This is a genomic window from Agrobacterium sp. Ap1, assembly GCF_017313375.1.
GTDB lineage: Bacteria > Pseudomonadota > Alphaproteobacteria > Rhizobiales > Rhizobiaceae > Neorhizobium > Neorhizobium cellulosilyticum.
The window spans coordinates 15,719-37,212 of record NZ_JAFLMY010000021.1; the positions used below are offsets into that span (position 1 = coordinate 15,719).

Here is a 21,494-nt window from a genome sequence, read left to right on the forward strand (position 1 = left end):
GTCCGAACTCATAAGTTTCGCCGTCGTCTGCGATCGCGCATTTATTCGTCATCCCAACAAGGAGCGAAGAGATGAACGAGATCACGAACTTCCACAGCTTTCGCCACGGTCAATTCGATATCACCATTCTTTCAGACGGCCCGATCGCTCTTCCCGGCGAAATTTTTGCACCCGAAGCCGACACTGAAGAGCGGGCCTCGGTGATTGCAAGACTAGGTGGGGCAGACAATTCGGCGAATGCCCAATCGAACATTCCGCTGATCGTCAATGGCCAGGAAATCATCCTCATCGATGTCGGCGCCGGTTCCCGCTTCCAACCGAGCGAGGGGCAGCTCGAAGCCAATCTCCGTCGGGTCGGCGTCGACCCTGAAGAGGTAACGATTGTCGTGCTCTCGCATGCCCATCCCGATCATATCTGGGGCGTCACCCGTGAGGACGGCAGCCTGCGGTTCATGAATGCCCGCCACGTCATCGGACGCCGCGAATGGGATTTCTGGACGGGGCCGGAAGCCGACGCCCTACCGGCAGAAGCTCAGCCATTCGTGGAGGGTGCCAGGCACGAGCTCAATGCCCTTTCCGACCGCATCACCCTCATTGAGGATGGCGACGAGATCGTACCCGGCCTAAGTGCCGTCGCGACGCCCGGTCATACCGCCGGCCATCTGTCCTTCACTCTTTCCGGCGACAGGCCATTGATCGTGACGGCTGATGCGATCGCCAACGAAGTCGTGGCATTCGAACATCCCGACTGGAGCTTCGGATTCGACATGGACCGGGATGGCGCCCGCGAAAGCCGCAAGCGTCTGCTTAAGCATGCCGCCGACGAGAATGCCAAACTCCTGGGCTTCCACTGGGCCTATCCCGGCATTGGCGGCATCGAACGGGGCGGCGAGGCTTACCGCTTCAGAGCGATTGCAGAGGCCGTGTCATGAGCAGACGGGTTCTTGGCCAGCGCGCGAGCTTCTACACCGCCGCAGCCGTGGTGGCGCATACGATATGGACCAGTGCCGCACCGGTCCTGACCTATCCGCTCTATGCGCAGGAATGGCACCTGTCGACCTTTACCACGACGGCGATCTTCGCCGTCTATCCGGTCTTCGTCGTGGCAACGCTCGTCCTGTTCGGCAATCTTTCCGATTTTATCGGCAGGCGGGAGGCAATGCTTCTCGGCCTGTCGGGCTCGGCGATTGGCTCGCTCCTCTTCACATTCGCGCCGGATGTGACCGGGGTTCTGGTCGGGCGGGCCTTCATGGGGATCGGTGTGGGGCTCTCGGCTGGCCCCTCGGCTGCAGCTGTCGTCGAATTCAGCCCGGCCGGCAAAGCAGGCGCTGCCGGCGCCACCACTGCCGCCGCCCAGGCGATCGGCATGATGGTTGCGGCATTGGTGGGCGGAGCACTTATCGAATACGCGCCCTTGCCGACGCGGTTAAACTTCGCGGTGCTGACGATCGTGCTTCTTGCTATGATCTATGCGACATGGCGCCTGCCGAACTTTACCGTCAGGCACGCGACCGGTCGCTGGCGCCCGGCAAAACCGTCGATACCGGCTGGCATGCTGTTGACCTTCCTCACCGCCACGGTCGCAGTCACTACGTCCTATGTGCTGGGGGCCATGACGCTTTCCCTTGGCGCGCAGGTGGCCAAGGATGTGATCGCCTCGTCGAATGCGCTGGTGAATGGCGGCACGATCGCCGTTTTCGCAGCGGCAATATTCCTCGCCACCATGGTGGCCCGGAAAATGTCCTATGTCTGGGTCCTGCGCCTTTCTGTGATCCTGTCCTTCGTCTCAGTTGCATCGCTTGCGCTTGCCTCGCAGGAACAGTCGCTGGTGCTCTACATCCTGTCGCAGCTCGCGGGCGGCGCAGCCTATAGCCTTCTGCTGCTCGGGGGACTTTCGCTCATCACGGAGGAAGCGCCGGTGACCCATCGCGGTGCCACGCTTTCGGCCCTGTTCCTCGTCGCCTATCTGGCGCAGGCCGTTCTTGCCCTGTCTCTTGGCAAAATAGCGACCGGGATTGGCCTGCATGTTGCGATCGATACGGGGATTGCCGTCATCGCAGTCCTTGCCGTGCTGACCCTGCTTTTCGTCGAACTGAGACGGCGGATAGACCTCTCGGCCTCGCGACGAAATCACGCCTGAGATCGGCTACCTCTCTCATCCCGGCCGGTTTCTCCAAGCCGCCCCGCATGGGGCGGCTAATAATCCTCGATGCTCAAAAAGAAGGTTAGCCATGCGCAACGCTGTCTATTCGACCTCCCTCGACCAGTCCTCACCCGATCAGCCCGGATCCAGCGCCAAGTGGGCGCTATCCCCTCGCCGCCTGTTACGTCTCTCAGCCATTGCCGGTCTGGGCCTCTCGCTCCTTGCCGGACAAAGCCTTGCCAAGGCGCCCATGGTCGGCACCCAGGCTCCTGGCTATTACCGGTTGGCACTCGGCAAGTTCGAGGTCACCGCACTGTCCGATGGCACCCATCCCTTCCCGGTCCACAAGGTCCTGACCAAAAGGCTGTCGGGTGCCGACGCCGCCATTCCGCTGGATGAGGCAAGCCCGGGCGAGGCCGATGCGCGTCTGGCGGAGGAGAAACTCGCAGCTCCCGTCGAGGGATCGATCAACGCCTTTCTGATCAATACGGGCTCGAAGCTCATCCTGATCGATAGCGGTGCGGGAAGTCTCTATGGCGATTGCTGCGGCCATCTGGTCGAGAACCTCCGTGCCGCGGGTTACGCGCCCGAACAGGTCGATGAGGTCCTCCTCACCCATCTCCATGCCGATCATGTCGGCGGCATCGCGCCGAACGGAAAGATCGCCTTCCCCAATGCAACCATCCGGGTCAGCCAGACGGATGCCGATTACTGGCTCAGCACCGAACGGGAAAAGGCCGCGCCGGCCCTGCTAAAATCCATGTTCGATGGCGACCAGCAATCGCTCGCCCCCTATATCAAGGCGGGACGCTTCAAGGCATTCAGCTATGACCAGCCGCTCGAGCCCGGTATCCGTGCCATTGCGAGCCCCGGCCATACGCCGGGCCACAGTTTCTTTGCGGTCGAAAGCGAAGGACAGAAGCTGCTTCTATGGGGCGATGTAGTGCATGTGGCGCCAGTGCAGTTTCCCGATCCGGCCGTCACCGTCGCCTATGACAGTGATCCGGCTGAGGCAAGCGCCGAGCGGACGAAGATCTATGCGGATGCGGCGCGTGAAGGCTACTGGATCGGCGCGGCGCATATTTCCTTCCCAGGCCTCGGCCATGTCGTGGCCAAAGACGGGCACTTCCTCTGGCTTCCGGCAAACTATTCGGCAGCCACGGTAAAGACCGATTGACCGCCTAGAGATCAATCCTGAATGGCGAAATACGCAGTCGCCATTCAGGCCAAGTGTCACGCGGATGCCAGCTGCCACTCCCGACGTCTAGGCTTTGAGGGTTCTTCCTCAAATTCTGTGGTTAACAAGGTGTTAGCGCCTCGACCGTTATCTGCGGGGATGCGAACGCAATTAAAATGGTTACCCGGCCCAGGGGTCAAAATTCTGGGTATCGCCCTTCAAAATGAAGAGAACTGGGTTGTTTCCGCTGCTGCGAAACCGGTCGGGATCTGCCCGGACTGTGGAACGAGGAGTCAGCATCGGCACGGCTGGCACCACCGCCGTCTGCAGGACCTGCCTGTGCAAGGTCAATCTGTGGAAATCAGACTCGCACTGAACCGGTGGCAGTGTAGGTACCGGAAATGCGGGCGACGAACCTTCACCGACAGATTGCCCGAGATTGCTGCAGCTTATATGCGACGAACTGGGCGGATGGCTGAGATTGTGGGCTTGGTTGGCCACAAGATGGGCGGTCGTCCGGGAGAAAACCTGATGCATCGGCTCGGCATGCCGGTTAGCGACGACACGATCTTGCGGCAATTGAAGCGCGGTAATCCGGCGTCCATACAAAAAGACACTATTCGGGTTGTGGGCATTGATGATTGGAGTTGGCGGCATTCCTCGCGGTATGGGACGATTATGGTCGATCTTGAGCGTCATTCGGTTGTCGATGTTTTGGAAGACCGCAGCGTCGAGAGCGCAAGATCTTGGTTGCAAGAGCATCCAACGATCGAGGTCGTGAGCCGAGATCGCTGTGGTTTGTATGCTCAGGCAGCGCGAGAGGGCGCGCCTCAGGCCCGCCAAGTAGCTGACCGTTTTCATCTGGTTCAAAATCTGAGGGAGGCAATCAAGGAGCAGATCAGCGTTTATGGTCACGCCCATGTTAGGCCGATACTCTCCGAAGATGCTATCGCCAGCGCGAGGTCACAACAACGCCGTGCCCGCTTGGCGCACAGGCAATCTCGTCAGGAGATATTCGAGATGCTTCAAGCTTTGCGGCAGCAGGGCCTCACCTACAGCGAGATCGCAAGGCGGACCGGATATGAGCGTCGCAGCATCGCGAATTGGCTTACTTCCAGCGCACCTCGAGACAGAAACCGGGCAGCGCTGAATAAGACATCGCCACTCTATTTTGAAGCTTTCCTGGCTGAATGCTGGAAAGATGGAAATCGGGTTGGGCGCCATCTGTTTTACGACATCAAGAACCGCGGTTATACCGGCAGCCGCTCCAATCTGGAGCGGCTGTTGAAGGTGTGGCGCGAGGCCGAGAACATTCATCTCGATGAGCCGCCTCCGGAGATGGATGTTTCAGAACCCGTCCGCGATCCTGATACGGACCATATTATTTCCTCCGTGGTGGCCGCAGCTTTGTGCACAAAACCGCGCGCCCTGCTGACAGATCTTCAGGCCAGAAAGGTCAACGCATTGAAGCAGGGCTCTCGAGCGTTCGCTATCATGCGCGGCTTGGCCATGCGATTCAACGGCATCTTGCGCGGAACAAGCTCGCAGGCACTGGATGAATGGATCGACGATGCCGTCGACACCGAGCTCACGGCAATCATGCGTTTCGCCAGCGTTCTGCGCCGTGATATTGATGCCGTAAAAAATGCAATCGAACTCCCCTGGAGCAACGCTCAAGCCGAAGGTCAGATCAACCGCCTCAAGGTACTGAAGCGAGCAATGTACGGTCGCGCCGGCCCGGAACTGATGAGGGCGAGAATGATGCCGCTGAATCACAGAAATTGAGGAAGAACCCGTTTAAGTGCCAAACGACAACGGGAAGACATGATGAACGCGGCTCCAGACAGCGCTGTCAAAACGACCGTGACACCGTATGCCCAATTCGTGATCGTGCTTATTCTCATTCGCTAATTCTAGATTGAAGTCATTGCGGGAGGCTTAAGGCGTTCGCTTATCATTTCCGCTCTGTAATCACCTCATTAAGAACACCGATGAAGGCGTCTTTTCCGTTTCCTTCAGTCGCGATCACGATAGCACCCTTATAAAAAAACGGCTCCTCGATGACGCGGCAGAGCGCGGCATGGCGAAGAAGATCACTCGAAACGAAATTGTCAGTCTTCGGCTAAAGCGAGCGATGGCGACTTGCACGGAGGCGCAACCTGGGGCAGACGGGGTAAGGCTGGGCCAAGACTCCTGAGCAGTCATAATGTCTAGTCGCGTCGAACAAAGATCGTGAAACATGATAGAAACACCCCGCCTTTTTCTTCGCCTGCCAACTCACTCCGATTTCCAGCCTATCGTGGAGATGTTCGAGGAGGGTCCTGTTTCCCGGCACATAGGGAAGCTCAGTCGTGCCGAGATCTGGACGCGACTTCTGCGCGACGTTGGCCACTGGCAATTGATGCAGTTCGGGCTTTTCTCAATCGTTGAACGCAATACCGGTGATTATGTTGGAAAGGTTGGCCATGCTATTTTCGAAAGGCAACTCGGACGAGCAGACACCAACATCGAGATGTCGGGGACTTTGCGAAGCGAGTTTCATGGGCGAGGCTACGCGCGGGAGGCAGCGCAGGCAGCGCAAGCCTGGTTCGAAAGTGAGCATAAGCAACGTACCGCATGCCTCATCGCCTTAGAGAATTTCCCATCTCTGCGCCTTGCCGACCGATTGGGTTTCCGGGAGATCGACAGAGTGTCTCGTGAGAAGGGTGATGCCGTCGTTTTGGTTCGTGACCCATTGCAGAGTGAGGACTAGATCCAGAGATCGTCAGGGTCTCAGCGGGCGACGGAGCCGTCGGGCGCATCTCGTAGTCTGGCAATGCTCCGTCTGACAATTGCCCGAGCGAATCGGTATGTGGAAGACCATGGAGATGCCGACGGTGACGACGGTCTGCGCGAACTCGCTAGAATTAATCAGCATGACCAGCGGCAAACAGCTGCCACGGCTGATCCGCCACAGACTTACGACGACGCCGATTGCGAGAAGAATCGCGCCGGTGAAGGTGACTGCGCCCGCAAGCCGATATAGCCGAGGAAGGTTTGCGACGACAACTGCGGCGACTAAAGGTGCAGAGTTACGGCACTCGATACAAGCTCGACGGACCATCCCGTCTGCTCGACCACCATCTGGATGCAAATCGTGCCAGAAGGGCACGGCACCTCCCGTTTGTGTCGGCCGTTGTACCCAGGGGGCACGTCAATCTCTTCACCTTGAATTTCAACCCTCGACCGGCCACCATGGCACTGACCTCAACAGCTTAGTCGTTGACGACAAATGGTGTTGACTAGAGACTGCGTCTCTTCGGCACGATCATGGGAGAAAGCGTTACAGGGTCGGGAACGACCAGACAGGGAAGGCCGAAAACAGCCTCTACTAGCTCAGCAGAAACGATATCCGCCGGCCGCCCTTCTTTAATGATCGCTCCTTCCTTCATGAATACGATATGAGAGGCATACCGACATGCCTGGTTGAGATCGTGCAGGACCGTGACAATGGTGCGACCCGTAGCATTAAGGCCTGCCAATAGGTCCAGAACTTCGATCTGATGAGCGATGTCAAGGAAAGTCGTTGGCTCGTCGAGAAGAAGAATCGGGGTTTCCTGTGCCAAAACCATCGCGATCCAGACCCGCTGACGCTGACCGCCGGAGAGTTCATCGACCTGCCGGCCGGACAGACCATTAGTCAGGGTGGCTTTCATTGCGCTGCTGACGGCATTTTCATCAGTTCTCGACCATTGCCGAAAAAATGATTGGTGGGCATAGCGCCCGCGCGCGACCAGATCAGCGACCGTAATACCTTCCGGGGCGCTCGCAGATTGCGGAAGAAGACCAAGGACACGCGCGGCGTCCCTTGCCGGGTAACGATCGAGAGCCTTCCCATCCAGGATAACCTGTCCCTTAGTCGGCATCAGGAGCCGCGAGAGCGCCCGCAGCAGCGTGGACTTACCACATGCATTAGGACCGACTATCGCCGTGAATGAGCCATCAGCGATCGACAACGAGAGATGACGCGCAACTGTGCGGTTCTCGTAATTCAGCGTTACGCCGTCTGCATGCAGACGGCCCTTTAAGACCTCATGCGCGTTCATTTACGGCCTTCCCTAACGAGCAACCAGAGAAAATAGAGGCCACCAATGCTGACGGTCATCGTTCCGACCGGTAGCTGGACGCCGAAGGCGTGCTGGGCCATCCAATCGGCGGCCAACAACAACACTGCTCCGGTTAAGCCGGAGGTCATCAGTCCGGTGGTGGACGACTTGGTCAACCTTCGTGCGATCTGAGGTGCTGCTAGCGCAATGAAAGCGATTGGTCCCGCCGCGGCTGAGACAACAGCCGTGAGTGCCACGCCGAGCACCATCAACCCCAGCCTTGCCAAGTCCGTCGTGACACCAGATGCCTTCGCAATATCGTCACCCATCTCTAGCTGTCGCATGGGGCGCGACATGAGGAAGGTGAGCGGCACGATAACACAAAGGCAAATTGAGACGAGCAGGACTTGTTCAACGCCAAGGCCGTTCAAGGAACCAGCTCCCCACACTGCTGCTGCCATGGCCACTTGCAAGTCGGCTTCACGGATGATCCATGTATTGACGGCACCGAGCATCGCGGAAACACCAATTCCAACGATAATGAGACGAAAGCTTTGCATGCCCTTGCGACGGGCAAAAAGATAGACGGCACCAGCTGTCACGATGCCGCCGACGAGCGCGCCGATGGCTGTCTGATAATATCCGCCGGACGTAAGTGCGATGACAACCAAAGCACCTGTGTAGGAGCCGGACGAAAAGCCGATAATGTCGGGACTACCAAGCGGATTGCGCGTCAGCGACTGGAAAATCGCTCCACTGATCCCAAGTGCTGCACCAAGCAGCAACGCAAGGGCAACACGCGGCAAGCGCCATTCCAATACAATCATTCTGATTGTTTCATCGCCTTGGCCCAAAAGCGCGCTCAGCACATTCGCAAGCGGGATGGGGTAAGACCCGTTCATCAGAGATATTACACCCAAGAGTAATGCCGTGACCGCCAACACGCTCGCTATCAGAAAGCTGAATGCGTCTAAGCGTGTCGAGATCTGCCCTGTGACCAGTCGAACTCTCAGGATAGATCGGCCGAAATCGACCAAGTTCTGTGCTGTGCTGCTCATAGTCCGCTCGCTGCCTTACGTCGCGACAGCAAAATGAGCACCGGTGCGCCGACGAATGCCGTGATTATTCCCGCTTCGAGCTCGCCAGGATATAGCAGCAACCTGCCAGCGATGTCGGCAGCAAGGAGAAGGATTGGAGAGACAACCATGGTGACAGCGATGATCTTGCGCTGGTCGGGACCAACCAGCCATCGCACGGTATGTGGGACCATCAAGCCAACGAAGCCGACCGGGCCGATTGCAGCGGTTGCCGCCCCGGTGAGCAACGTCACCGAAATGACCGCAAGAGCGTAGGTTACCTTGATATTGGCACCGACCGATCGAGCAAGATCCTCACCGAGGGCAATGACGTTGAGAGACAGTGAGACGATGGCAGCGATCACAAGACCAACAGCAATAAAAGGCGAGACCGTTGCCACCACATGCATGTCACGCCCGCCGAGCGAGCCGACAGCCCACGTGCGCATCGCATCGAATGCCTGAGGATCGATGAGAGTAATTGACGAGCTGATACCGGCGAGCACTGCCGACATTGCGACGCCCGCAATGACGAGCCTGACCGGAGACGCGCCGGAAGATCTGCCAGCCTCTCCCGCGCCCGCCAGGCCGTAGACGACAATTGAGACAACCACGGCGCCAGCGAAGGCGGCCCATATGTATGCGTCGATAGAGTGCCATCCAAGCACTCCTGCCGCCAGCGTCATGAAGAATGCCGCACCGGCGTTGACCCCGAGGAGGCCAGGATCGGCGAGAGGGTTGCGGGTCGCCGCCTGCATCAACGCGCCAGCCACCCCAAGCGCTGCGCCACATATCAAACCCAGCAGCGTTCGAGGGATCCGGGAATCGTGCAGGATGATGTCGTCAAAGGTAGTAATATCGCCTGCATAAAATATTCGAAGCACGGATTCGACCGGGATGTAGCGCGGTCCAACGACAAGGCTCACCGCACAAGTAGCTGCAATCAGTATTGCGCCAAGCGAGCAGTGGCCGATGAGACGTAATGTCTGCGCGGAGCGATAGCTGGCGGTAGAGGGTGGCACACCAGACCTCATCCTCTCGCCTGCCCCTCGACCCAATACCCGACAGCGGTGATGCTCTCCTTGGCAATCCCACACGTATTACGGAAATGGCGGCGGCATTCGGCCACCACCTTGGCTTCGCCTGCAATCCACACATAGCCCAACTGGTCTGGAAGCGTCGCCATCCGGGCAATCTCGGAAAGCCGTGTACGCTTGTCACCTTTGCCAAATGTCTCATGCCAGTGGATGGCGATATTTTCTCTCATCCCAAGATCGATGCGGTCCGCAACTTCGGGGATTTCGACATGCGCGATAAGGGTTCGGCCGAGCGGCAATTCTTCGACAATGCGCGCGATGGCGGGAAGTGCACTATAATCGCCGACGAGAAGGATACTTCCCTGCGCCGGAGGATCGAAGCGTGAGCGCGGCAAGTAGATCTCGATTGAATCGCCGACAGATGCTTGCTGGGCCCACTCGGTGCCGATACCAGATTCGTGCTTGACGAAATCGACAGTCAAATGGCGAGCATCCTTGTTCCACTGACGAACGGTGTAATATCGCCCGCTCATTGTTCCGTCGGGTTTTGTAAACGATAACCAGATGAATTCATCAGGCACGCTGCTGCTCTCGAAATGTTGTAACTCACCCCCGCCAAGCACGACACGGATCATCGACGGGCTTAAAGAGACGCGCGAGACGACAGTTGCCCTCATCGGTTCGATACTCATTGACCGTCTCCTCGCCGAAGTCTTGCAGCATCTTCCAGCTGGCTGGCAAATTGGGGAAATCCATAGGGTATCGATAGAACACTCGGATTGCACGCGACCCATGTCGCCAGTGGATCATCGAGCGGGACAAACCTGCCCTCCACGACTGGGGAAAATCGCCTGAATAGCGAATTCCCTTCGAGCTCACGCCGCGCGCCCGGTGGGAACCATAAGATCAAAAGATCTGCCTCTATGGTATCCAACAACTCCAGACTGATGCTGGCGCCGATCTTCAGTCTCTTCGAAGACACGAACGGCAAGACACTTGGGGCAATTCGTAGCCCGAGTTCTAAAAGTGATGATACCCGCCCGTCGGGCGGGAGGTAGAAGTCAATGGCGTTGCTCGCCGTGAAGTAGTTACCAAAGACGAATGTCCTGCCGTGGAGATGCGGATGAGAATTGGCGAGGTCCTGCAATTGGTCTCTGGTCGTTGAAATCAGATCACTTGCTTGTCCGGAGAGCCCAATTGCATCGCCTACGAGCCCCGTGATTTCCTTCCAGTCTGCCTGTAAGGGGCCGGATCGATAGGCGACCGTCGGAGCAATTTGTTGGAGGCGGTGCCATGCCTGAGCATTGATGTTCGTGCGAACCGCCAGAATGAGGTCAGGTTTAAGCAGAGCCAGCACCTCATAGTCGATCAGCCCCTGGTTCATCAGCCTAGGTCTGGTCTTACCGATTTTATCCGCGACCCATGGCAGGACGCCGTCCGCAAACTGGCCGTACCTCGGCATCGCGACGGGAGTTACGCCGAGAGCCAGCAAGGCATCCTCTCCACCCCAGCCCAACGTGACGATGCGCTGAGGCGGTTTAGGAATGATCGTCGTGCCGAATGCATGCGAAACGGAAACAGGAAAATCTTGGCGAGAAGACGTGGCAGAAGCAGTCTGCCCAGACGTAATCGTCGCTCCGAGAGTTGCCATAATGAAATTCCGCCGTTTAAGCCCAGCGGCTTTCTTTGCTTCCATGGTTACAGCCTCAGAATTTAGTTTTGAGGCTGAAGGTGAATGTGCGAGGGTCACCGTACATGCTGCCCCAGCCTGGCGCTCCCACTGTCTGGTAGTACCGCTTGTCAAAGAGGTTATCGACACTTAGAGCCGCCTGGACGTTTTCGTTAAACTTGTAACCCACCCGGGCACTAACGACGGCAAACGGTTCCTGGGTAACCTTGGTGATTCCGACCGTTCGGCTTGTCTCCGACTGGAAGCGGACGCCTCCTCCCACTGTCAAACCCTCGAACTGCTCCGTGAAACTGTAGTCTCCCCAAATCTTGATCAAATGGTCTGGTGTAAAAGTCCGGTTAAAAGAGTAGTCTTCCTCGCCCTCGAGCAACGTCCTGTGTGTGTATGTGTAGGATGCAGCTGCTTGGAAACCAGAGAACAACTCTCCGCTTACTTCGAGCTCAACTCCTTCGCTTTGAACTTTTCCTCCTGCAGAATAGCATTCGCCAGTAGGAGAAGAAGCACATGGATAGTTGTCATCATCGAAAATGGCACGATTTTTTGTGGTACCACGGAACAGCGAAACTGACGTATTGACCCGCCCGTCAAGGACCTCGCCCTTGATCCCGATTTCGTAGTTATTGCCAAGGATTGGCTCGAGCGTCTCTCCCGAGGCATCGACGTTCGTCTGTGGCTGGAAAATATCCGTGTAGCTCGCATAAATCGACCAGTCGTCGTCGAGATCATAGACAATACCGGCGTAAGGAGTGAAAACACCATTCTCCTGATAAGACGAGGACTGCACGCTGCGGTCCCGACTGACCGACCGGTGCTTGTACCAGCTCAAGCGACCACCCAGAATAACGGTCAGCGGGTCTGAAAGGCTAAGCCGTGTCATACCGTAGAGTGCCTGCTGCTCGATTGTATTTCGCGTGTCGCCACCATTAATCTGATTGGCGATGATAAAATTGTCATCGACTTCGGGAATAGAAATGGGATCAAAGACGTTCTGGGCAATTCCCAGGGGTGCGACGGCGAAATCGTTATCGCTCACCAGTCTGCTGAGGCTGCCCCCCAGAATGACTTCGTGGGTACGGCCAAACAGATCCACATTTCCATCCAGATAACTGTCGAACGCCACGTTTGATGTTTCCATGTCAAACAGGCTCGCCAGCATAGAAGAGCCGGCAAGGGTCGTCGGGTTGATGGCACCAATGGAGTACTCGTATTTCACGTCATGCTGCTCGCGCCAGTAATCGGCGGAGGTCTTCCACTTCCAGTTCTCATTGATGTCATGGGTGACGTCTGCAAACAGCGATAGCTGATCGGTGTCCCAGTAGTTCCAGCTCTGGCCGAGGCAAGTGTCGCGAGGAAGTCTGAGATCGGATCCATCACTATAGTGCGGCAGTCCCGTGAAGCAGGGGGTCGACGTCCGGTGTTTGTAGCTCCCTCCGAATGCCACTGTCGTGTTATCTGTTATGTCGGCTTCAAGAATCCCATAAAAGAAAACGTTACGGCTTTTCGCGATATCCGTGAAGTACTCGCGGTCGTTGAATGAACCAACGATACGGCCGCGCAATGATCCTGCCGCGTTCAAAGGGCCGGTCGCATCGACTTCGGTTCGATAGTTCTGGAACGAGCCGATATCCTGGGAAGCCGAAAGCTGTTGCGTTTCGAGCGGGCGCTTTCTCACCATGTTGACCGCGGCACCTGGATTTCCCGCTCCCTGGAGCAAGCCGGCCGCGCCCCGCAAAACCTCGACGCGATCGAATGCTGCCATGTCTTCGCTAAAACTGTTTGCTTGCGCGTAATAAGTGCTGCGGGCAACACCATCATATTGCATCGTGTCGACGGCTGAACCACGGGAGTAGACGTATCTCGATCCCATGGGGCTGTCATAGAGCGAAATGCCGGGGGCCTCTTCAAGCGCGTCATCGATAGTCGCGACATTCCGATCGTCCATCTGCTTGCGCGTGACCACCGAAACGGCCTGGGGAATACGACGGATCTCCTGTTCACCCTTGCCGATCGTCGCCTCAGACGTCGTGTATGAGCCTGATCCCTCCGTCGTGGCACCCGCCTGAACCACAATGGGTTCGAGAACAGTAGCGTCGTCTGCAGGCAGGTTCACACCCTGCAATTCCGCTGTAGCAAGCAAGGCGGCACTTCTCGGACCGGTGATGCGAACGCGAACGTTCGTGCCCGACAGCATGACCTGTAGGGCTTGCGAGGGCGGCATCGCGCCCGTCACTGGCCTCGTGACGATCGCGCGGGCAACTGCGGACGAATAGCCGATCTGCCACCCGGTTGCCCGGCTGAAGGCATCAACGGCTGACGAGAGGGCCTGCGAGGGGATAGAGAAGCTGACATTTGCTTCGGCCTGTTGAGCTTGAGCCGGGGCGCCGGAAATGAGATCAGCGGCCCCGAAGCTCAACATTGTTGAGCTCAGCAAGACCATGGTCAGTCGTGATGTTGCAAACACCCGACGTATATCAGACATCCCACTCACGTCCCCAACCCCTCGGAATACCATATCGAATTCCCTCAAACTCAAACCTTGAGAGCGGTCTACACCCCGCGTGAAAACCGCGCCCTCATACATGAGACGTTCGGCTTGGGCGCCGTCACAAATAAAGTTGAGTTTTTAACGCAAGATCAGAATTCGACCGGGCAGGTGGGTGATCTCGGCGCCCACAGACATGGCAAAGGTGCGGATCGCAGCGTCTGGATCGTCGATGCGATAGTTGCCGCTCACGAGGGTATCGGCAAAGCGGTTTGTCGCGACAACGATCTGCCCGTCGTAATAGCGCTTGAGGTCTGACAAGGCCCCGGAAAACGGACGGTCATGAAACACGAGGCGGCCGTCCCTCCACGCCAACGATTGCGCCGGATCGACCGAGCTGATGCCGGACAGGCCGTTTACCGTTGCAATTACCATCTGGCCAGGCTCGAGCTTGGCTTTGCTGGTCCTAGCTTTCGTGCCGGTCACTTCGACTTGGCCACGCTCTAACACGACTGTGTCCTGCTGTTTGGAGACAGCAACACCAAACGCTGTCCCCTTCACCTCCAAGGCGGAAAAGTGAGCGGTAACTACAAACGGATGGGCCGGGTCGTGCTTCACGTCGAAGAAAGCCTCGCCGTCGAGCAGGCTGACGCGACGCCTGCCATCCGCGAAATCGATCGCAATCGCCGACAACGTATTGAGAAGTACGGTCGAGCCATCCGGAAGAGTGACTGTCTGCCGCTGACCGGCTTCTGACATGTAATCGGCACGCCATTGAACCATGATCGTCGGGAACTGGAACCAGAAAATGCCGGCGAGCAAGCTGGCAGCAACCGTGCTTCCGATTTTCCACCTCGAAAGCCGGGGTTTGCACGTAATAGGCACAGTACTGATCCGGCGACTTCGATCCCCGGCCGTCGCCTTGTGTAGGGAAGGCATCGATGTCATCCGAACAAGGTCACCATAGGCCCGGCCGTTCGCCGGATCAGCCTTCTCCCAGGACTCGAAAGCCTTCAAAGTTTCTGACGAGTGATCCTCCTGCAAGCGCATGAACCATTCGAGCGCCGCATCCACCGAGCTCTCGGTAGAGTCTGCCGCCCCGGCACCTGTTTTTAATCTTTTACGCGCCATTCAGACCGTCCCCAAGTTTACGAGGCGAGTGCTCGTATAGGTGAGACGGCCGACCACGCCCCCTGTCACAAAAATTCATGCGGCGACACTGGGAGACACGGTGCGCGTTAAGCCAATGTGAACAACTGCCAGCTCTGTGGTGAGGATTTGTCAAAGTTCAGCCTCTTTCCAAACGAGTAAGCACATCACGAAGATGCCCAATGACCATCTTGATGTCGTTGTACACCGTATTGCGTGACACATTTAGATGATCGGCGATCTGCTGATAACTCCAACCTTCAATCTGGGACAGGCCCCAAGCTTCGCGTGCACGGCCTGGCAATTTGCTCAGAGCCTCCTCGAAAAGTCGCTGGCGCTCTCGCTCGATGATATTTTCCTCTGCGGAAATCTCGCTCGTAGCGACATTCTCGACCTCATTAGCTGAGCAATCCGACCGCTCAAACTGTTGTCGAAAGCTTCGCCTCCGGCGGTGATCGAGCGCAAGGTTTTTGGCGGTCTGGTAGAGATAGCTTTCGAGGTGATCTATCGACCTGGTTTCCAGGGCCGTCTTCGCCCGCACATAAGCTTCCTGCGCCAGATCTTCTGCCGTATGGGGGTCACGCACAATACGCATGACCGCCCATAGCAGCGACCGGCGGTGAAGTGCAAAAATGGCATTAAGAGCTGCGGACATGCTCGACTATCGGCCGAACCAGATCAAAGCGACCGACGCGCTCAGGCATCTTCTCAGCGCTGGCAGAGTGTGCATGGCACTTAATCATCCATAGACTGTTAGAACTCATTATAAACATGAGTGAACGCCGAAAGTTTCTCGACGCTCTTTACGCGGATTAAATTTGGAATCAACCCCTAGTCATTCCGGACGGTTGATACATCGACCCACCATTAACTGAGCAAGACGCCAGACCTTTGGAGGCCGGCCGACTGTGTTTCCGAACTCTCATGCCGAAAAACGGCAGACGCGGCTTCCCGCGTCGAGGGAAAAAAAATCAGCGTTTTTATTTTGCTCCGTTCCTCCTACTCAAGACGTGCTCGCACCCCTTTGAGTTCGCTCAGTCGTCAGACGCAGCGTCGCTCCCCATTGCGACAACGCAATTGCGCAAAAACCTGCTCCGATCATCGATACACCAGACCATCCCCCGTAAGCATAAGCGACTGTCGACGAGATGGCCCCGATGGCGCTACCGATCGAATAGAACACCATATAGCCCCCGATAAGGCGGCTGCTCGCATCAGGATAGCGAGCCAGGATAATGCTCTGATTGGTAACATGAATGGCCTGTACAGCCAGATCCAGCAAAACAATCCCGGCAAAAAGAAAGAGCAAAGATATCGGCATCATGGCTATCAGCGCCCATGATGCCAGCAGTAACACAAGTGATGAGCCCGTGGTCCACTGCCCAAGACCCCGATCTGCAAGCTTGCCCGCTCCCGCTGCTGCAAGTGCGCCCGCTATTCCGAGGAGACCCAGCATACCTATCTGAGTAAGCGAATAGGATACAGGCGGGGCGCTGAGTGGCAGAGCCAGCGCCGTCCAAAACGCACTGAATGACGCGAAGATCAGCGAAGCGAGAAGTCCCCGGACAAGCAAAATCCGGTCACGAAGAAACAGCACAGCTGTCGAGCGAACCGTTTCGACGTAACTGTTCCTGTTGTTCGGTGAAGGCTGTTTGGGCAGGACACGCATCAGCAGAACGACCATGCCAGCCGTCAGCATAGCGGACGTGAGATAGACAGCGCGCCAGCCGCCTAGGTCGGCCAAGAATCCGGCAACAAGGCGAGCAGCAAGAATGCCAACGACCACGCCGCTCGTCACTATGCCGACTGTCCTGCCACGCTGAGCAGGCACTGAAAGGCTGGCAGCGAACGCAACAAGAACCTGCACCATTACGGCAAGCAGACCCATTGCAGCAAGACCGGCGAGCAGGATCGGTCCGGTATTTGAGGTCCCGACTACGATCAAAGCGATGACGGACAAGACACCTTGGCCAAGGATCAGCCGGCGCCGGTCAATCAAATCACCTAGCGGAACGAAGAATATGAGGCCGAGCGCGTAGCCGACTTGCGTCAGCGTCACGACGAGACCGATATCGGACGGTGCAATCCTGACATCCTGGGCGATCACGTCGAGCAATGGCTGAGCATAATAGATATTTGCAACGCTGACGCCTGCGGCCACCGCGAAGATCATGGTGGTATCGCGTGAAAGTCCGCGTCTCGTCTGATGGCTGCCGCTGTGTTCGTCCGGCTGCTGCATGGCGATTCCTCGTGACATCAAATCTGGTTTTATTTTAAGACCACTTGTGATATCGAAATTCTAGTTCTATTTTAGAACCAGAATCGCGATGGGGAGATTGGACTTGGTCAAGCGGGTTAGCCTATGGGATGCCGGGTGCCCAGTTGGGCGCGCACTCGATGTTATCGGCGATTGGTGGTCACTACTCATCATCCGCGACGCTTTCGATGGAGTGCGCCGGTTCAGCGAGTTTCAGACAGGCCTTGGCATCGCCAAAGGCATGCTCGCGACGCGTCTACGAGACCTCACGCAACGTGGCATTCTGGAAACGGCTCCGGCCTCCGATGGCAGCGCATACTCGGAATATCTCCTGACTGAGAAAGGACGCGGCCTTTTTCTGGTTATCGTCGCTCTGCGCCAATGGGGGGAAGATCATCTCTATCGCGGGGATGAACAGAAATCCTCGCTTGTGGTCACCGAAACAGATGAACCCGTAGCACGGCTGGAACTCCACACGCAGGATGGCCGGCTCGTGGACTGGAACAACACGCACGTAAAGAAAATCAAAGGTCGCTGAGCCGTGAGCTGCAACGTAGGAAGTGACATGCAGGAACTTGAACTGATCGCCGAAGCAGATGAGCGAGCAAGGACATATCTGAAGGGTATTGAAGAGCGGCCGCCATTCCCGAACAAGGCCGCCCGCGACGGTCTCGCCGTTTTTACAGAGCCCCTGCCGGAGGGCGGATCGGATGCCGTCGACACCATGCGTTTGCTCGATACACACGGTTCGCAGGCGACAACAGCCTCCAATGGCCCCCGTTATTTTGGCTTCGTGGTCGGCGCAGCATTGCCGGCAGCCGCCGCAGCAGAAAGGTTGATGCTGGCGTGGGATCAGTGCGCGTCGTCTTACGACAACTCGCCAGTCGCTGCGACGATCGAGAAGGTCGCGGCGCGCTGGTTGCTGGAAATCCTCGACCTACCACGCGAGAGCGCGGTCGGGTTTGGCACGAGCGCGACCGCCTGTACTCTTTCCTGTCTGTCCGCCGCGCGACGGTCGCTGCTGGCGCGCCAGGGTTGGGATTTTGACAAGGATGGCCTGAGCGGCGCGCCGGAAATCAAGGTCGTCATTTCCGGGACTGTCCATGTTACGGTGGTCAAAGCGCTTCGACTGCTTGGTTTCGGTATTTCCCGGTTCATCACCGCACCGACCGATGCCTATGGGAGGATAGATCCCGCCCGGCTGCCGGCCCTCGACGACAGGACCATTCTTTGCCTGCAGGCCGGAGAGGTCAATACCGGGGAATTTGATCCGTTCATCCCTCTGATCGCGGCTGCCCGGGCAGCGAATGCCTGGGTCCATGTCGATGGCGCATTCGGACTTTGGGCGCGAGCATCGTCGCGCAAAGCACTGACGGATGGAATAGAAGAAGCGGACAGCTGGACGACGGATGGCCATAAATGGCTGAACACCCCTTATGACGGTGCGGTTGCCATCTGCCGGGACGCCGAAGCGCTTTCCCAAGCCATGAACGGTGATGCGGTTTATGCGACCGCCTTCGCCGATGCACAGAAGAATCTGACACTGGAGTTTTCGCGCCGGGCGCGAGGGATCCCGATCTGGGCAGCACTCAGAACACTTGGACGCGATGGTGTTGCCGAAATGGTCGATCGTCATTGCGACGAGGCAGTCTGGCTGGCAGAACGGCTCCGCGAAGGGGGCCTGGAGGTTCTCAATCGCGTCGTTCTCAATCAGGTCCTGGTACGCTGCGGCGATGATGAGCGAACCGCGAGGGTCCGTCAGAGAGTTTTGGATTCCGGTGCTGGTTGGTTCGGGAACACCGTTTGGCAAGGCCGTAGTGCGTTCCGTATTAGTTTCTCATCATGGCGTACTCGTCATGAAGATGTCGTCCGCCTCGCTGACGCCTTGGTGACAGCGTCGCGGCTGTGAGCGAAGCCGTCCAGCAAGAAGATGATGAACCCTCCTTAAGGTCACGAAGGGCCAGCAAACGCTGAGGCAACACCACCCGTTGGCGCAGGGGGAGTCTTCATCTCTTGACAGGATTCGAACTCTCGGCCACTCGATGCAAAGCTCAACTTTGTGAATGACCTACAGATCGATGACCTGCAAGATCACTGACTTTTTTCGCGTTTGAGCGTTTAGCCAGACATCAACTCGCGATGAGAGTACGGACCAGTGGCGCTACCTTCGTGCCATAGAGCTCAATGCTCTTCATGAGATTAGCATGTCCCATTGGGCCCGCTGAATATTTCATCTGGAACCGTGAAATGCCAAGCGTTTTGGCAGTGTTGGCAATCTTGTCGGCAACAGTCTGCGGGGAGCCGGCATATAGCGAACCATGCTCGATCTCGTGTTCGAAATCCCTCTCCGTTACAGGCGGCCAACCGCGCTCTTTGCCCAGACGATCACGGATTTTCTTGAAATGCGGGAACAGGTCACGGCGGGCCTGCTCGTCGCTCTCGGCGACGTATCCCGGAGAATGGACGCCGATATCGCCAGCAGTTCGCCCAGCCTGCTCGGATGCTTTTTTGTAAAGCTCGACATAAGGCGCAAAGCGGGCAGGATCGCCACCGATGATCGCCAGCATCAGGTTCATGTCATGGCGCACCGCACGAATAACAGATTCCGGGCTACCACCCACGCCGATCCAGCTCTTGAGCCGACCCTCGCCGATAGGAGGGTAAATGCGCTGATCTTCGAGCGGCGCACGCCATTCTCCGGAATAGTTGACGACATCGTTCGAGACGATCTCGGAGAAAAGATCGAGCTTCTCTTCGAATAGCTCTTCATATTTCGAAAGGTCGTAGCCGAAGAGCGGGAAAGACTCGATGAAAGAGCCTCGGCCGAGAATGACCTCGGCTCGTCCGTTGGATATCGCATCAAGCGTCGAGAAACGCTGGAACACGCGGATCGGATCGTCGGAGCTCAATACAGTCACGGCCGAACCAAGCCGAATTCGACTTGTGCGGGCCGCAATTGCAGCCAGAACTACCTCTGGGGCAGATACCGCGAAATCCTTGCGATGATGCTCACCAACACCGAAGAAGTCGATGCCGTTCTGGTCGGCAAGAACCGCCTCTTCAACGACGTTACGGATCACCTGCGGCAGGGGAAGCAACTCGCCATCGGTTCCGGTTGTTACGTCACCAAATGTATCGAGGCCGAATTCGAGTGATTTTGTCATGGTATATTCCAATCAAATGCAATGGGGCTCACGTCACGCCTGTCAGCGCGAGTGCCCCGTCGGTTTCGAGTTCTTGGTCCATGGCCACCGGCCGTCGATTTCGGCTTCCAGGGAGAAGCTCAGGAACGTCCGGATAAGAACGATCAGGCCGAGAAGACCGACGCTCTCCCAGGTCAGCGGTGAAATGATCGTGGCGATGATGTCTGCGCCGATCAGGATTTCCAGTCCAAGCAAGATGCCCCGACCGAGATTGGCACGGTATTGCTCGTAGGCTTCCCGGCTACCGACCGAAATGAGGTCGCGCCCATATGCTATCGTTGCGATAACGACTCCGACGAGGATCACCCCTACGCCGAAGAACTCGAGGCCGATCGCCATAGGTTTGAGGACAGGCGCAATCAGATTGGATAGACCGCCTGCATCGTGGCCGATATCCATATCGGTATCCTTTCGAGAACAAGGTTCAGTGGGGCGACATTTTACCGGTTTCAGGATTCAGCAGCGGCGCTGCTTGCGAACAGAGCGACGATTGCGAGAATTGCCGGAAGGCTGAACGCCAAAAAAGGCGCGAACATGAACCCTGCAGCGCCGATGCCACAGCCCGCGGCGAAGGTGATTACGGCGGCTCCCATCTTCTTGACCCGCGCCTTGGCCGCAGCGATTTCATCGGATTTCGGGTTGGCGAGGATGTCGGCCAGATCGAGCATGATCTGCGTCGTGGTCCCGGTCATCAGAGTTGATGGCGGTGCTTTCGCCAAATGTGCCTTGTGAAGGCCGTTCTGGATCGCCATCGCCGACACGAGGATCAGCGCGACCGCAAGGGTGATCTTGCTGTGGTCACCGTTGAAGGGGCCGTACACGAAGGACATGGCGGCAACCGCCACAAGCAGGAGCAGCTTGACGACCAGCATCGGTCGGATGGGAGAACGGCCCGTGCCCTGTATTTTCAGGCAGGCCAGCCGGGACACAAAAACGATCACGCAAAACATCGGGAGTGCCAAGAGTTTGGACCATGCGCCATCGAGACCATGCGCCATGGTGGCGCCGAGCGTCACGAAATTACCTGTGACATGTGCGGTGAACAGACCGGAAAGCGACAGGAAACCGAGTGTATCGACATACCCGCCATTGAAGCTCAGGAGAGTAGGAAGTGAAGGAAGTTTCATGATGTTGATCCCTTTGGCTGCTGCCGCGATGTTGTTTATGCGAGTGAGCTTTTTTCTAGCTCAGCCCG

The 21,494-nt window shown here is 57.2% G+C and carries 19 protein-coding genes; 7 read left to right on the top strand and 12 right to left on the bottom strand.

All coding sequences use genetic code 11. From position 1 onward, the window contains the following. Positions 1 to 71 precede the first annotated feature (71 nt). From JZX87_RS25505 to JZX87_RS25525, 5 genes are all read left to right on the top strand, one after another. Complete coding sequence (locus JZX87_RS25505; protein WP_206828709.1) at positions 72 to 932, top strand: MBL fold metallo-hydrolase; 861 nt, start codon at positions 72 to 74, stop codon at positions 930 to 932. Further along, the gene (locus JZX87_RS25510) at positions 929 to 2,140 is read left to right on the top strand and encodes an MFS transporter (RefSeq protein ID WP_206828710.1); all 1,212 of its coding nucleotides are present in this window, start codon (positions 929 to 931) and stop codon (positions 2,138 to 2,140) included. The genes JZX87_RS25505 and JZX87_RS25510 overlap by 4 nt, the downstream gene beginning before the upstream one ends. A gap of 91 nt (positions 2,141 to 2,231) precedes the next feature. Further along, positions 2,232 to 3,320: an MBL fold metallo-hydrolase gene (locus JZX87_RS25515; protein WP_206828711.1), complete on the top strand. Its 1,089-nt coding sequence runs from the start codon at positions 2,232 to 2,234 to the stop codon at positions 3,318 to 3,320. 159 nt (positions 3,321 to 3,479) lie between these two features. Beyond that, entirely contained in the window at positions 3,480 to 5,105 is a 1,626-nt protein-coding gene (locus JZX87_RS25520) for an ISL3 family transposase (protein WP_286195072.1), read from the top strand. Positions 5,106 to 5,559: 454 nt separating this feature from the next. Continuing rightward, a complete protein-coding gene (locus tag JZX87_RS25525; protein WP_206828712.1) occupies positions 5,560 to 6,072 on the top strand; it encodes a GNAT family N-acetyltransferase in 513 nt (170 codons plus the stop codon). Between the two features lie 529 nt (positions 6,073 to 6,601). On the opposite strand, the gene JZX87_RS25530 is transcribed toward JZX87_RS25525, so the two are convergent. The 9 genes from JZX87_RS25530 to JZX87_RS25570 form a co-directional block, all read right to left on the bottom strand. Beyond that, the gene (locus JZX87_RS25530; protein ID WP_206828713.1) at positions 6,602 to 7,405 is read right to left on the bottom strand and encodes an ABC transporter ATP-binding protein; all 804 of its coding nucleotides are present in this window, start codon (positions 7,403 to 7,405) and stop codon (positions 6,602 to 6,604) included. Further along, positions 7,402 to 8,463 (bottom strand): FecCD family ABC transporter permease, encoded by a 1,062-nt coding sequence (locus JZX87_RS25535; RefSeq protein WP_206828714.1) that lies wholly within the window; start codon positions 8,461 to 8,463, stop codon positions 7,402 to 7,404. The genes JZX87_RS25530 and JZX87_RS25535 overlap by 4 nt, the downstream gene beginning before the upstream one ends. Beyond that, positions 8,460 to 9,503: a FecCD family ABC transporter permease gene (locus JZX87_RS25540; RefSeq protein WP_353654256.1), complete on the bottom strand. Its 1,044-nt coding sequence runs from the start codon at positions 9,501 to 9,503 to the stop codon at positions 8,460 to 8,462. The genes JZX87_RS25535 and JZX87_RS25540 overlap by 4 nt, the downstream gene beginning before the upstream one ends. An 8-nt stretch (positions 9,504 to 9,511) precedes the next feature. Further along, positions 9,512 to 10,210: a siderophore-interacting protein gene (locus JZX87_RS25545; protein ID WP_206828716.1), complete on the bottom strand. Its 699-nt coding sequence runs from the start codon at positions 10,208 to 10,210 to the stop codon at positions 9,512 to 9,514. Next, positions 10,207 to 11,214, bottom strand: a complete 1,008-nt coding sequence (locus JZX87_RS25550; RefSeq protein ID WP_206828717.1) for an iron-siderophore ABC transporter substrate-binding protein — start codon at positions 11,212 to 11,214, stop codon at positions 10,207 to 10,209. The genes JZX87_RS25545 and JZX87_RS25550 overlap by 4 nt, the downstream gene beginning before the upstream one ends. Before the next feature lie 10 nt (positions 11,215 to 11,224). After that, on the bottom strand, positions 11,225 to 13,687 hold the full coding sequence (locus JZX87_RS25555; protein ID WP_206828718.1) for a TonB-dependent siderophore receptor: 2,463 nt from the start codon (positions 13,685 to 13,687) through the stop codon (positions 11,225 to 11,227). 144 nt (positions 13,688 to 13,831) lie between these two features. Continuing rightward, complete coding sequence (locus JZX87_RS25560; protein ID WP_206828719.1) at positions 13,832 to 14,821, bottom strand: FecR family protein; 990 nt, start codon at positions 14,819 to 14,821, stop codon at positions 13,832 to 13,834. A gap of 157 nt (positions 14,822 to 14,978) precedes the next feature. Then, a complete protein-coding gene (locus JZX87_RS25565; protein ID WP_206828720.1) occupies positions 14,979 to 15,494 on the bottom strand; it encodes an RNA polymerase sigma factor in 516 nt (171 codons plus the stop codon). Positions 15,495 to 15,842: 348 nt separating this feature from the next. Next, positions 15,843 to 17,078, bottom strand: coding sequence for an MFS transporter (locus JZX87_RS25570; RefSeq protein WP_206828721.1), 1,236 nt, complete (start codon positions 17,076 to 17,078; stop codon positions 15,843 to 15,845). A gap of 103 nt (positions 17,079 to 17,181) precedes the next feature. On the opposite strand from JZX87_RS25570, the gene JZX87_RS25575 reads away from it, so the two are divergent. Then, the gene (locus JZX87_RS25575; RefSeq protein WP_206828722.1) at positions 17,182 to 17,634 is read left to right on the top strand and encodes a winged helix-turn-helix transcriptional regulator; all 453 of its coding nucleotides are present in this window, start codon (positions 17,182 to 17,184) and stop codon (positions 17,632 to 17,634) included. 27 nt (positions 17,635 to 17,661) lie between these two features. Next, the gene (locus JZX87_RS25580; protein ID WP_206828723.1) at positions 17,662 to 19,005 is read left to right on the top strand and encodes a pyridoxal phosphate-dependent decarboxylase family protein; all 1,344 of its coding nucleotides are present in this window, start codon (positions 17,662 to 17,664) and stop codon (positions 19,003 to 19,005) included. Positions 19,006 to 19,225: 220 nt separating this feature from the next. Here the strand turns inward: JZX87_RS25580 and JZX87_RS25585 are convergent, their stop codons facing one another. From JZX87_RS25585 to JZX87_RS25595, 3 genes are read right to left on the bottom strand one after another with little or no spacing between them, the layout of a single operon-like run. Beyond that, positions 19,226 to 20,260, bottom strand: coding sequence for an LLM class flavin-dependent oxidoreductase (locus JZX87_RS25585; protein ID WP_206828724.1), 1,035 nt, complete (start codon positions 20,258 to 20,260; stop codon positions 19,226 to 19,228). 42 nt (positions 20,261 to 20,302) lie between these two features. Beyond that, positions 20,303 to 20,698 carry a DUF1622 domain-containing protein gene (locus tag JZX87_RS25590; protein ID WP_206828725.1) on the bottom strand — a complete coding sequence of 132 codons (396 nt, stop codon included), beginning with the start codon at positions 20,696 to 20,698 and terminating at the stop codon, positions 20,303 to 20,305. Positions 20,699 to 20,748: 50 nt separating this feature from the next. Continuing rightward, the gene (locus tag JZX87_RS25595; protein WP_206828726.1) at positions 20,749 to 21,426 is read right to left on the bottom strand and encodes a YoaK family protein; all 678 of its coding nucleotides are present in this window, start codon (positions 21,424 to 21,426) and stop codon (positions 20,749 to 20,751) included. Positions 21,427 to 21,494 lie beyond the last annotated feature (68 nt).